Source organism: Massilia sp. TWP1-3-3, assembly GCF_049897805.1.
Lineage (GTDB): Bacteria > Pseudomonadota > Gammaproteobacteria > Burkholderiales > Burkholderiaceae_D > Telluria_A.
Window position 1 is genome coordinate 23,650 of sequence record NZ_JAFCWX010000004.1, and the last position, 12,413, is coordinate 36,062.

The 12,413-nt window shown below is 61.1% G+C and carries 9 protein-coding genes; all 9 read right to left on the minus strand.

All coding sequences use genetic code 11. The features are described from left to right. The 9 genes from nusA to ACP7D4_RS04850 all read right to left on the minus strand — a co-directional run bounded on the left by nusA (position 1) and on the right by ACP7D4_RS04850 (position 12,398). Positions 1-1,566 (minus strand): transcription termination factor NusA, encoded by a 1,566-nt coding sequence (gene nusA, locus ACP7D4_RS04810; RefSeq protein ID WP_426105554.1) that lies wholly within the window; start codon positions 1,564-1,566, stop codon positions 1-3. Beyond that, positions 1,563-2,057: a ribosome maturation factor RimP gene (gene rimP / locus ACP7D4_RS04815; RefSeq protein ID WP_426105644.1), complete on the minus strand. Its 495-nt coding sequence runs from the start codon at positions 2,055-2,057 to the stop codon at positions 1,563-1,565. Before rimP ends, nusA begins: the two co-directional genes overlap by 4 nt. 511 nt (positions 2,058-2,568) lie before the next feature. Continuing rightward, entirely contained in the window at positions 2,569-4,659 is a 2,091-nt protein-coding gene (rluB, locus tag ACP7D4_RS04820) for a 23S rRNA pseudouridine(2605) synthase RluB (RefSeq protein WP_426207959.1), read from the minus strand. Next, a complete protein-coding gene (gene scpB, locus ACP7D4_RS04825) occupies positions 4,649-5,446 on the minus strand; it encodes an SMC-Scp complex subunit ScpB (RefSeq protein ID WP_426207960.1) in 798 nt (265 codons plus the stop codon). The genes rluB and scpB overlap by 11 nt, the downstream gene beginning before the upstream one ends. Before the next feature lie 359 nt (positions 5,447-5,805). Then, on the minus strand, positions 5,806-6,831 hold the full coding sequence (locus tag ACP7D4_RS04830; RefSeq protein ID WP_426105558.1) for a glucokinase: 1,026 nt from the start codon (positions 6,829-6,831) through the stop codon (positions 5,806-5,808). A gap of 155 nt (positions 6,832-6,986) precedes the next feature. Further along, positions 6,987-7,901, minus strand: coding sequence for a VTT domain-containing protein (locus ACP7D4_RS04835; RefSeq protein ID WP_426207961.1), 915 nt, complete (start codon positions 7,899-7,901; stop codon positions 6,987-6,989). 791 nt (positions 7,902-8,692) lie between these two features. Further along, complete coding sequence (locus ACP7D4_RS04840; protein ID WP_426207962.1) at positions 8,693-10,363, minus strand: ABC transporter ATP-binding protein; 1,671 nt, start codon at positions 10,361-10,363, stop codon at positions 8,693-8,695. A 9-nt stretch (positions 10,364-10,372) separates the two neighbouring features. Beyond that, positions 10,373-11,458, minus strand: coding sequence for an ABC transporter permease (locus ACP7D4_RS04845; protein ID WP_426207963.1), 1,086 nt, complete (start codon positions 11,456-11,458; stop codon positions 10,373-10,375). A 1-nt stretch (position 11,459) separates the two neighbouring features. Beyond that, on the minus strand, positions 11,460-12,398 hold the full coding sequence (locus tag ACP7D4_RS04850) for an ABC transporter permease (RefSeq protein WP_426105563.1): 939 nt from the start codon (positions 12,396-12,398) through the stop codon (positions 11,460-11,462). Positions 12,399-12,413 lie beyond the last annotated feature (15 nt).

A 12,413-nucleotide genomic window follows, 5' to 3' on the forward strand; every position in this document is an offset into this window, starting at 1 on the left:
TTAAGCCTTGGCCAATTCTGCGAGGCTCCAGGCTTTCGCCTGCAGCGCCTTGGCGCGGTCGTCATACTTTGAGTCGACCAGCTTCATCTCGTCGTCGGTCACATCATTAAATTCATTTTTGATCAGATCACGTGCCCGCTCGGACGACAGGGCCAAAATGGCGCCGAATTCGTCATAGGCCAGCGCGGAAAAAGCATCGACGTTCTTGATACCGGCCAGGCCCAGCTTGCCCGCAGTGGTGCGGTCCATGCCTTCCAGGTTGACCAACTGTTCGTCCATGCCTTCGAGGCCTTCTTCCGAAGCGATTGCTTCGGTCACCAGGGCGTCGCGGGCGCGGGTGCGCAGTTCGTTGACGGTATCTTCGTCGAACGATTCGATGTCGAGCATTTCCGAAATCGGCACGTAAGCGATTTCTTCCAGGCTTGCGAATCCTTCTTCTACCAGGATGTCAGCTACTTCCTGGTCGACGTCCAGCTTTTCCATGAACAGGGCACGCACCGCTGCAGTTTCCTGCGCCGATTTGTTTTCCGATTCTTCGGCCGTCATGATGTTGATTTTCCAGCCCGTCAATTCAGCAGCCAGGCGCACGTTCTGGCCCGAACGGCCGATGGCGATCGCCAGGTTTTCATCATCGACGACGACGTCCATCGCATGCTTTTCTTCATCGACCATGATCGACGACACGTTGGCCGGGGCCAGGGCGCCAATTACGAATTGCGCCGGGTCGTCCGACCACAATACGATGTCGACGCGCTCGCCGCCCAGTTCGCCGGTGACGGCTTGCACGCGCGAACCGCGCATGCCGACGCAGGTGCCGATCGGGTCGATGCGCTTGTCCGCTGTATAGACAGCGATTTTTGCGCGAACGCCAGCATCACGGGCCGCCGACTTGATCTCCAGCAGGCCTTGCTCGATTTCTGGAACTTCCAGTTCGAACAGCTTCATGATGAATTCCGGCGCGGTGCGCGACAGGATCACTTGCGGGCCACGCATGTTGCGGTCGATGCGCAAGATATAAGCGCGGACCCGGTCGCCGATGCGCAAGTTTTCTTTCGGGATCATCTGGTCGCGCGGAAGGCGCGCTTCGATCTTGCCCGATTCAACAATCGCGTCGCCGCGTTCCATGCGCTTGATGGTGCCGGTAACTAAAGAGTCGCCGCGCTCGAGGAAGTCGACCAGGATTTGTTCACGCTCGGCGTCACGCACGCGCTGCAGGACAACCTGCTTGGTGTCTTGCGCAAAGCGGCGGCCAAACTCGACAGACTCGATCGGCTCTTCAATGTACTCGTCCACCTCGATGTCAGGGATGTTTTCCTTGGCTTCGAAATGGAGGATTTCCTGGTCAGGCAACTGCAGGCCCGCTTCATCAGGGACAACGTGCCAGCGGCGGAAGGACTCGAACTCGCCCGACTCGCGGTCGATGGAGACGCGAATGTCGACCTCGCCTTCATAGCGCTTCTTCGTGGCTTGCGCCAGAGCGAATTCGAGCGCCCCGAAGACGACATCTTTATCGACATTTTTTTCGCGCGCCAGCGCGTCAACCAATAATAAAACTTCGCGGCTCATGCTTTGCGTCCCTTAAAATCCACTTGCGGCACCAAGCGTGCCTTGTCCAGGTCGGCGAGCGTAAACTCCAACAGCGCCGGACCTTCCTTACTTTCAAATTCGATTGCGAGTTTGTCGCCTTGCGGGGCTTGCAACATGCCCGTGAAGGTTTTGCGGTTCGCAGCACCGGGCATCGCGGTCTTGAGCTTGATGGTGACCTCATGGCCCTCGAAGCGCTCAAAATCGGACATCGTGCGCACCGGGCGATCCAGCCCCGGCGACGAAATTTCCAGGCGCTCGTAGGCGACGTTCTCTACCGTCAGCACGTGCGACAACTGGTGACTGACGGTTGCGCAGTCTTCGACCGTGATGAGGCCTTTTTCGAGCGCGTCGGCAGCCGTGAAATCGATGTATACGCGCAGGATCCCGCGCTCGCCCCGTTCTACATCAACGAGCTCGTAGCCCAGGCCACTGACTGTCTTGGCGATTAAGTCAAACTGCTGCAAACACATTCTCCAAAAACGATTCACCAAAAAAAAAATGGGCATCTGCCCATCTTCTTATATCTCTACCAGATGAAAGCACTTGCAGACTTGGCTGCGCATAACTTTTATTAGGCTGCAGATTATAACCTGTTAGAGTGCTTGCCGCAATCGGCATGCACGTAATGGACAGGCAAACAACACTTATCGCGTACAAAGTATTGCTGCGAAGACCGACTCCAAGGGTCCTGACCTACGCGAGGAGAATGTAACTTTTGACGCATCGCCCTCGCACAGTAGGGTTATGCAGCCCGTCGGGAGCCGCTTTGGCTACTCCAACAAACGCGATATTCGCGTTGTGGAACACTCACCAACATCGTCCTCGCGCACGCGGGGACCCATAGAACGATTGAGCTTGGCAACCGCTCAATGTGCCCCCGCCTTCGCGGGGACGCTGTATCGTTTCGCATATCGCCCTCGCAAAAGGGGCGGTGCGGCGACTCGCAAGCCGTGTTCGCCCCGCAATACTCAGCTCAAATAATCAACCCCGGCGGCCCCGGCGCGGCAAACCATGATCCGCTCCGCGCGGCCCTTGCGGACCCTGCGGCCGGCGACTCCCGCCACCCGCATTGCCAAACCCGAACGTCGTCTGCAGCGGGTCCGGCTGGCGTGGACCGCGTGGCGCGCCATCGGCACTCTTGCTGCCGGCCCCGCCGCCACCCGGACGGCCGGTGCGCGGCTGTCCGTCACCCTGCGATCGCGCACCTGGCGGACGGCCTTGGCCGCCCTGCCCGCGCGCCGGACCGCTGCCTTCGAACGGACCACCACTGCGCGGCTGTCCGCGCGCCGGACCATTGCCCTCGAACGGACCACCACTGCGCGGCTGTCCGCGCGCCGGGCCATTGCCCTCGAACGGACCGCCACTGCGCGGCTGCCCGCCCATGCCCTGTGGACGTCCACCGGGACGGCCACCCTGGCCGCGCGACTTCGGCGGGCCGAACGGATCGGCATTGCGGTTGGCGTCAACCCGGTCGATGCGGTTGCCGTTATTGCGTGAATCTTCATCATCGCGCGGCTTCGCTTCGCCGCGCACCTCGCCACTGCGCCCTTTTGGTCCGCGCGTATCTTGCGGACCCACGCCTTTTTTCTCGACGCCGAACGCGGAGAGCAGATCGCGCACGGTGTTTTCTTCCATCTCTTCCCAGCGGCCGCGCTTGAGACCGCTTGGCAGCGTCATGGCGCCATACCGCGTACGAATCAGGCGCGAAACGGTCAGGCCGATCGCCTCGAACATGCGGCGCACTTCGCGGTTACGGCCTTCGCCGATCACCACGCGGTACCACTTGTTGATGCCTTCGCCGCCGCCATCGGCGATCTTGGTAAAGTTCGCCATACCATCGTCAAGCTCGACGCCGGCCAGCAGTTTCTGGCGCATGCCTTCTTCGAGTTCGCCCAGCGTCCGCACCGCGTATTCACGGTCGATGTTGTAGCGCGGGTGCATCAACCGGTTGGCCAGGTCGCCCGAGGTCGTAAACAGCAACAAGCCTTCGGTGTTGAAGTCGAGGCGGCCGACGGCCAGCCACTTGCCAGCCTTCATGGTCGGCAAGCGGTCGAATACCGACGGACGCCCTTCCGGATCGTCATGGCTGACGATCTCGCCGGCCGGCTTGTGGTACACCAGAACGCGCGGCGGCTTGCTCGTGACTTTTCGGTGAATCAGCTTGCCGTTGATGCGCACCGCGTCCGACGGCAAGATGCGCTGGCCGATGTGGGCCGGCTCGCCATTGACGGACACGCGTCCGGCAACGATCAGATCTTCCATGTCGCGGCGCGAACCAAGACCGGCTTCGGCCAGCACCTTGTGCAGCTTGGGCGCGTCGTCGTCGGACGTCAGATCGCGCTTGGCCGGCTTTTGCGGCTGGCCGCGGCCGCCGTCGTTGGCGTCGAACGCGTCCGAGGTGACGTACGAGAAAGCGGCGTCGGCATCGTACACGCCGCGCTCGCCCTTTTTGTGGTGCTGCAGACCGGGATTGCCCTTCTTGTTCTTTTTAGGACGGTTGCGCTGTTCGGCCGTGCGCTCAGGACGCGGACCGCGCTCGGGACGCACCGCAGGCTCGGCGCCTTCAAGCGCCACGACCGGCTCGGCGCCTTCCGGGCGCTCCATCTGCTTGCGCGCTTCGCGCACGCCGCGCAGTTCGCGCATCTGGCGCGGGCCGCGCGGGGTGCGAGGACCACGCTCCTGGCGCGGCTCGCCGCCGCCTTCGACAGCGTCGGCCTGGAGCGCGGAAGCGGCTTGCTCGGCAACGGCAGCTTTTGGCGCTCGCGCCTTGCGTTCTGCCGGGGCAGCTTCAGCAGTTTCAGCGGCAACCCGCACGGCGCCGGCATCGTCAGCAGCGACGACTTTTTTAGCGCGCGGCTTGGGTGCGGCCTTGACGGGCGCGTCGGCTTCGCCTTCTTCAGCAATCTTCTTGGCGGCGCGCTTGGGCTTCGGTGCATCGATGCCGGCTGCAGCGTCCGCTTCAATCTGGGCCTTGGTGCGCCGCTTCGGCTTGGCCGCTGCAGTATCAATGGCGTCAATGGCGGCAACGGCGGGCATGTCGGCGGCGTTTGTCTCTGTCGGTTTAGTTGTCATCGTTCGTTTCTGGGTTGTGCTGACCTGGCGCAGCGTCAACCGTTATTTCTGGCGCAGGGTCGTGAATAAGCACTTCAACTTCTGAAGTATCGGAGCCGGACTCTGGAATGAACGGTGCAATTTCCTGCGCCGCCTCACCGATTCCCGCACCATCGTCTTTGGCAGCGCTTGTGGCTGCTGCCTTGTCAAAATTTTCTTGCAGTGCCGCCTCAAGTGCTTCCATTTCGAGGCCGCTTTGCATCCCGCTGATTTGCTGCAAAGGCGGCAACTGGGACAGCGTATTCAAACCCAGGTCATCGAGAAACTGCTTGGTGGTGCCCAGCAAGGCCGGGCGTCCGATCACTTCGCGGTGACCGATCACGTCGATCCAGCCGCGGTCTTCAAGCATCTTGATGGTCTGCGAATTGACCGCCACACCGCGAATTTCCTCGATATCACCGCGCGTGACCGGCTGCCGATACGCGATGATGGCAAGCGTTTCAAGCGTGGCCCGCGAATATTTTTGCGGCTTTTCCGGGGTCAGCCGGTCAAGATACTGCTTCATTTCCGGGCGACTCTGGAAGCGCCAACCGGTGGCCAGGCTGACGATTTCAATGCCGCGGTCCTTCCAGTCATGCCGCAATTGTTCCAGCATGATCTTGATCGTGTCGCCACCGACGCCAATGCCCATCGGTCGGCCGTTGTCGTCGATGTCGACAAACAGTTTTTTCATGCCGTGAATGGACATCGGCTCACGCGCACAGAGCAAAGCGGTTTCGAGGACTCGCTTGGCCTCATCAGTATTCATAAACGATGTCGTGTGCGGAACTTACAAGTAAAAACCAATCAACGAATGGCAGCGACCGTCATCACGTGACGCCTGCTGCCGGAAAAAAAACGTTGAAACTGGAATCCGTCGCCCGGGAGAAGTGCGCGGGGCGGGAGTGTTACCGGTGGCGGGATCCGAACCCGTCCACATGGCAGCTGGCAATGCCAGCCAACCTAAACTGTTGATTTTAAAGCGAAACGTTAATTCGTTGCGGCGCGGGGCAGTAGAAAATCCGGGTGCGCCGGAAACGAACGGACAAACACGTTCACTCCAAACTTCGGCCATTGTACCTGATAAAACCGCGCAAGGGACAAACCGCGGCGCCAGGGGCGGTAAGCTTAGTCTGCCAGTTTTTCGGCGAGGATGGCCGATACACCCAAAAACGCCGGGTATTGGGCTGTGATGACGAAGGTAGGCACCTGCGCCAGGTAGTGCACGAAACGGCCCTTTTGCTCAAAGCGGTAGCGAAACGAGGAGCGCGCGAACATGTCGCCCAGGCGCGGCACGATGCCGCCACCGATATAGATACCGCCCTGTGCGCCCAGCGTAATGGCCAGGTTGCCGGCGACGGTGCCGAGCATGCCGCAAAACATATCGATGACTTGCTCGCACAGCGTGCATTCCCCGGCCAGCGCCCGGCGCGAAATTTCCGGCGCATCCAGGCTCGGCGTCGACAAACCCTTGTGGCTCGTCAGCGCCCGGTGCATGAGTTCGATGCCATCGCCCGACAGGAAGCGCTCGGCCGACACATGGTCGAATTCGCGCCAGGCAAATTCCAGCACGGCGATCTCGGTTGGATTGGCGGGCGAAAACGTCACATGCCCGCCTTCGCTCAGCAGCGCAGTCCAGCTCGACTTGCAGGGAATCAGACCGGAAACACCCAAGCCCGTGCCAGCACCAACCAGGCCAAGCGGCGTATTGGGCACCGGCGCGCCGCCGCCGATCTGCATCTTTTGGTCTGCGGACAAGTGCGGCAAGGCGCGCGCGAGCGCGGTGAAATCATTGGCTACGACCAGCGTCTGGAAACCGCATTCGAGGCGCAGGGCCTCGATTGAAAACTCCCAGTGATGGTTGGTCATGCGCACCAGGTCGCCCGTGATCGGATTGGCGATCGCCAGCGCCGCGTGGCGCAAGGGTGTGGTCAAGGCAGCGGCTACGGCCGGCACCGCCAGGTAAGCTTGCAGCGCGTGGGCCAGCGTTGGATAGGCGGCGCACGACAGCACCTCGATGTGGCCGGTATCGCCAGGCGCCCTTTCCAAGGCAAAACGTGCATTGGTGCCGCCGATATCGGCGAGCAGCCGTGGGCCATCCGCATAAAAGGCGGAGGAATCGGGCGTCGTCACATTGGCAGGCTGTACAGTCATGATGGCTATTTTTCTGGTAACCATCAAAGCTTAAAGGATTAGTGTCATCCGGCGCAAGCATTCTTTGTAGTTTAGGTACAAAAACGAACAAGTCAAAACCAGATTTCAATTTTTCCGTATTTATTTTAGTAGTCTTGCTACGTCGCGCACCAACGCTAGGACCGGTGCGCATTCCATGCGTCAAGCCCACCCTTGAGCGGGCGCGTTCGGTGAAATCCATTCGACAAGAATTGCCTGGCCACCTGGGCCGCCGTGAAGTCGTTGGGGCAGCTGCAATAAACAATGATATGGCGGTCCTTGTCGAGCCCGACCATGAACCCGGCCGCGTCGCAGGCGTCGAACATGACGGCGCCGGGAATGGGCGCTTCAAGCTGCTGCGCGATATTGCTGCGCGCGTCGACGATCAATGGCTGGTGGCCGTCGTCGATCAGGCTGGCCAGCTCGGCAATGCTGATGCGTGCAATGGACTGGTCGCGCTGAAACCTGCGCCGCTCCACGAATTTATACAGTACGAACAGGCCCAGCAGCGTCAATACGACGAAGAGCGCGGTCGATCCCATCGCGCTCATGGTGTTCAAGAGCTGGTCTACGCTTTTGTGGAAATAGGCGCCCAGGGCAACGCCGCTACCGCTCCACAGCAGGCTGCCGGCCATGCTGAAAGCGATGAAGCGCGGCGTGGAAACGCCGAGCGCGCCGGACATGGGGGAGGCGACGATATTAAAGCCGGGAATGAACTTGGAGACGATGAGCGACTTGGCGCCGAAACGCGCGAACTTGCCTTCGGTCTGGCTGACACAGGAATCGGGCGACAGCGATATCTTGCACAGCAGGCGCAGCACGCCCACGCCGTAGTAGCGCCCCGCCCTGAACCAGAACAGGTCGGCCAGCAGGCAGGCCGCCATGGCCACGACGATGCACGCCGGCCAGCTGATGCCGCCGTTGGCCGCCAGCGCGCCGGACACGACCAGGATGGGAAACGCCGGGATCGGCAACCCGCCCTGCTCGACCAGGACGATCGCGAAGACAATGAACACACCGTACAGTTCGAGTAGTTCGATTAAATTGGGCATCCAGTCATCTTAGCCCAATACGCGGTTTGGCTACGACCGGGCATCGCCGTCGGGTATCCGGGGGCATTGGGGCGCAAACTCGCCCGGACACATCTCGTCGTCAGATGCACGCCTGCTTCGGACCAGAAGTGGTCTGACCCCGGCTTTGCCATGTTGCTGAGATAAACCTCGTAGGGCGGATGCAATCCGCCAAGGGCAAGCGTCACGTTCGCACGTGCACTTGGCAGATTGCATCCGCCCAACGGCCCTCAATTTCCACGCCTGCCTCATTTTTGCAAGTGCTAAGGAATGTGCACCCGTCAAAAGGGCGACCTATCCCAAAAAATCGAATTCCCACATGCCTGTTTTCGCACCCGCATAGACTGCTATTCCGTTTCGAATTTTTCTCTCACCAGTGCCAGGAAACGCTCCGCGACAAACCACCGAGTGAGTCCGCAAGCTCCACAAACAACAACGCGATACTTGGCGCCATGCAGACTTCCCACCGGCAGTAACTCGTCCCCCGGACTCACTTCTTTCGAAAAATGCTCGTTACCGCCACATTCCGTGCAGGAGTGCACAAGAGTCATCGCTATAGCTCCATCGAGTAAAGGTTAATAGGCGGCTAAGACCGCCTCGGTCCATTGTACGCGGTCGCGTTGCCGACATCATCGATCACCCGACGCCCGCAAGCAAACGCATGCACATTTGGTCAAGTCACCTGCGACGCGTTCAGGGTCCCACTCTTCGCCCCGGTGGCAATCCAATACCGTTATTCCGCCCTGCCGCTCTGCAAGTAGTTCATCGCTACTTCAACCGCGCCCGCTGCCGGGAATCGCCGCCAGCAGCGTGCGCGTATAGGGATGCTGCGGATTGCGGTACAACTCGTCCGACCCCGCCATTTCCACCACGCTCCCCTGATGCATCACCATCACCTCATCAGCCATGTACTTCACCACAGCGAGGTCATGCGAAATGAAGATGTAGCTCATCGCATATTCATCCTGCAAATCCTGCAGCAGGTTGAGCACCTGCGCCTGCACCGACACGTCCAGCGCCGACACCGATTCGTCGCACACCAAGATCTCGGGCTTCATCGTCAGGCAACGCGCAATGGCAATGCGCTGGCGCTGACCGCCCGAAAACTCGTGCGGATACCGATGAAAAGCCTGCGCCGGCAAGCCCACCTTTTCCAGCAGCTCCATGGCCATCGCGCTGCGTTCGCGGTCATTGGCGCCAATGCTGTGAATGCGCATCGGCTCCATCAATATCTGGCCGACCGTAAAGCGCGGATTCAAGGACGCATAGGGATTCTGGAAAATGATCTGGATGCGCCGCTTGTAGGGCAGGTATTCGCGATCCTTCATTGCGATCAGGTCGCGCCCATTGAACATGGCCGTGCCGCCCGTTGCCTGGTGCAGCCGCAGCAGCGTCAAGCCCACCGTCGTCTTGCCCGAGCCCGACTCGCCGACCACACCCAGCGTTTTCCCTCGCGGCAGCGTGAACGACACGTCCTTCACTGCCTTGAACTCGCGCTTGCCGAACAAGCCCTCGCGCACAAAAAAGCTCTTACTCAAATTGTTCACGACCAGCAGCGGCGCGTCATCCGCGTCATAACCGCGCTCGCGCTGCTCATTCACTTGCGCGCGGCCCTGCATGAAGTCGTCAATCACGGGAAGGCGCATGGGCCGCTGGTCCAGGCGCGGTCGGCAATGCAGCAGTGCGCGCGTGTAGTCGTCTGCCGGGTGCTCGAGCACCTGGCGCGCGCTGCCCTGCTCGCGCACTTCGCCATGCCGCATCACGATCACGTGTTCGGCAATGTCGCCCACCAGCGCCAGATCATGGGTGATGAACAGCACCGACATCTGGTGCTTCTTTTGCAGCGCCGCGATCAAGTCCAGGATCTGTTTTTGAATCGTGACGTCGAGGGCGGTGGTCGGTTCGTCCGCGATCAACAGCTTTGGCTCGCATGCAATGGCCATGGCGATCATCACGCGCTGCTGCTGGCCGCCCGACATCTGGCTCGGATACGCGTCGATCTTGCGCGCGGGGTCGGGAATGCCCACTTCGTCGAGCAGCGCCAACGCGCGCGCGCGCGCCTGCTTCGCATTCATGCCCATGTGCTGGCGCAGCACTTCGGCTATTTGGTAACCCACCGTGAAGACCGGATTTAACGACGACATGGGTTCCTGGAAGATCATCGCGATCTCCTTGCCGCAGACCGCGCGCCGCTCGGTCGCCGCCATGCCGAGCAACTCGCGACCGTCGAACACAATGCTGCCGGCGGCATCGATGACCGTATTTTCAGCTGGCAGCAGGCCCATGACCGCCAGCGAGCTGACCGACTTTCCACTGCCCGATTCGCCCACCAGCGCCACCGTGGCGTTGGCCGGAATGTCGAACGAGATGCCCTTGAGCGCCTCGAAGGTTACGTGCTTGTCGATCCTGAAGTTCACACGCAGATTGCGTACCTGGAGCAGCATGGTCAATCCTTATTTCAGCTTGGGGTCGAGCGCGTCGCGCAGCGCATCGGTGAGCAGCGAAAAGGCTGTCACCAGCACCGCCATCGCCAGTGCGGCAGCCGTCAGCTGCCACCATTTGCCAAGTATCAGTTCGTTCTGCGCCTCATTGAGCATGCTGCCCCACGAAACCACGCCCACCGGTACGCCAAAGCCAAGGAAGGACAAGATCACCTCGGCCTTGATGAAGCCGACCACCAGGATCGACACCTGCACCAGCGCCACGTGGCTGACATTGGGGAAAATGTGCGAGAACATCTTGCGCCAGTGCGAAGCGCCGATGGCGTCGGCCGCCATCACGTATTCGCGCGCCTTGTGCTTCATGTACTCTGCGCGGATAAGGCGGAACGGGCCGGTCCAGCCGGTCAGGCCTAAAATGAGCACAATCGTCATCACGCCCTTTTGCTGCAGCACCGCGGCGACCGTGAGGATCATCAGGATCGACGGTATCGACGTGAAAATGCTGTAGAACCAGTTGAACAGATCATCCACCACACCGCCAAAGTAACCCGCCACGGCGCCGAACAAGGTGCCCAGCGTAACGGCCAGCAGCGCCGCTACCAGCCCCACCACGATCGACGTTTGCCCGCCCTTGATGGTTTTCTTGATGACGTCATGGCCCCACTTGTCGGCGCCGAACGGCAGCGTTTCGCGCTTGGCCAGCGCCGCCACCGCGCTTGAGGCGCCCAGCGCCTTCAGGTCGGCGGCCAGCGGATCTTCGACGCCGTACATGTCCACCGGCGCATTCCTGTCCAATTGCGCCTGGATGGCGCGGATGTCGTCGGCCAGCGGATCGAAGGGGTTGGCGCTGTCGGCGCGCGCCGCAACGGTCGATGGCGCACCGCTGGCGGGTGCGCCTATGAAAGATGGCGGCGCATAGCTGACGGCCACTTCGTCTTCCCAGTCAGCGGCGACCAGTCCACAGGCCGACAGCACCAGCAGCGCCAAAAACAGCGCCACCACGGCCAGCGACAGCATGGCGACGCGGTCGCCCCGCAGGCGGCGCCAGGCCAGCGTCCACAGGCCAGGCGAGGCCGGATGATCGATCATGCCGGCCATGCTAGACCAGCTCCACGCGCGGATCGACTGCCTGGTACAGCAGGTCGGCTAGCAGGTTGAAGACCATGGTGGCCGCAGCGACGTACACGGTGATCGCTTTAATCACCGGAAAATCGCTGCGTTCCACCGCCAGGATCACCTCGCGCCCGATGCCGGGAATGCCAAAGAAGCGCTCCAGCATGAAGGCGCCGATCAACAGCGCCGGCAGGTTGGCCATCACGTGCGTGATGATCGGGATCGATGCGTTGCGCAGCACGTGCACCCACATGATGCGGCGCTCCGAGAGTCCCTTGGCGCGCGCGGTGCGCACATAGTCCTGGTTCACTTCGTCGAGCACGAAGGTGCGGTACAGGCGCAGCGTGGGCGCAATCGACACCACCAGCCCGATCAAAATGGGCAGCGTGGCGTAGCGCAGCAAATTCTCGCCCAGATTGCTGCCCCAGCCCTGCACCGGAAACAGTCCAAGCTTGTATGCAAGGCCGTACTGGAACACGATGATGTAGACCAGGATGCTGATCGACATGCCGGCCGTGCACGCGATCATGACGGCGCGGTCAGTCAGCGATCCGCGAACAAACGCGATCGCCAGCGCCAGCGCGATGCCAAAAAAGGTTTCGAGGATGGTCAGCGGCACCAGCACCGTGAGCGATGGCCCGAGCCGGCTGCCGATGATGCGCGAGACCGGTTCGCCTGTGCTCCACGCATTGCCGAAATCGAAAGTGACGATCTGCTTGGCGAAAATTCCCAGCTGAACGTAATACGGCTGGTCGGTGCCGAGCTGGCGCCGGATGTTGGCAATTTCCTCGGCGTTCGACATCTTGCCGGCCAGAATATAGGCCGGATCGCCGCCCACCCAGTTAAACAGCAGGAACACCAGCAGCACGACGCCGGCCATGGTGGGCAGCATCTGCCACAGGCGGCGCAAAATAAAGCTCAGCATGGTTGTCGCTTTCCG

What these genes read in the sequence shown, in the direction of transcription:
- nusA (WP_426105554.1), bottom strand. Translation starts at nt 1,566, where the DNA reads ATGAGCCGCGAAGTTTTATTATTGGTTGACGCGCTGGCGCGCGAAAAA.
- ACP7D4_RS04840 (WP_426207962.1), bottom strand. Translation starts at nt 10,363, where the DNA reads ATGCTGCTCCAGGTACGCAATCTGCGTGTGAACTTCAGGATCGACAAG.
- rluB (WP_426207959.1), bottom strand. Translation starts at nt 4,659, where the DNA reads ATGACAACTAAACCGACAGAGACAAACGCCGCCGACATGCCCGCCGTT.
- ACP7D4_RS04845 (WP_426207963.1), bottom strand. Translation starts at nt 11,458, where the DNA reads ATGGCCGGCATGATCGATCATCCGGCCTCGCCTGGCCTGTGGACGCTG.
- ACP7D4_RS04850 (WP_426105563.1), bottom strand. Translation starts at nt 12,398, where the DNA reads ATGCTGAGCTTTATTTTGCGCCGCCTGTGGCAGATGCTGCCCACCATG.
- scpB (WP_426207960.1), bottom strand. Translation starts at nt 5,446, where the DNA reads ATGAATACTGATGAGGCCAAGCGAGTCCTCGAAACCGCTTTGCTCTGT.
- rimP (WP_426105644.1), bottom strand. Translation starts at nt 2,057, where the DNA reads ATGTGTTTGCAGCAGTTTGACTTAATCGCCAAGACAGTCAGTGGCCTG.
- ACP7D4_RS04835 (WP_426207961.1), bottom strand. Translation starts at nt 7,901, where the DNA reads ATGCCCAATTTAATCGAACTACTCGAACTGTACGGTGTGTTCATTGTC.
- ACP7D4_RS04830 (WP_426105558.1), bottom strand. Translation starts at nt 6,831, where the DNA reads ATGACTGTACAGCCTGCCAATGTGACGACGCCCGATTCCTCCGCCTTT.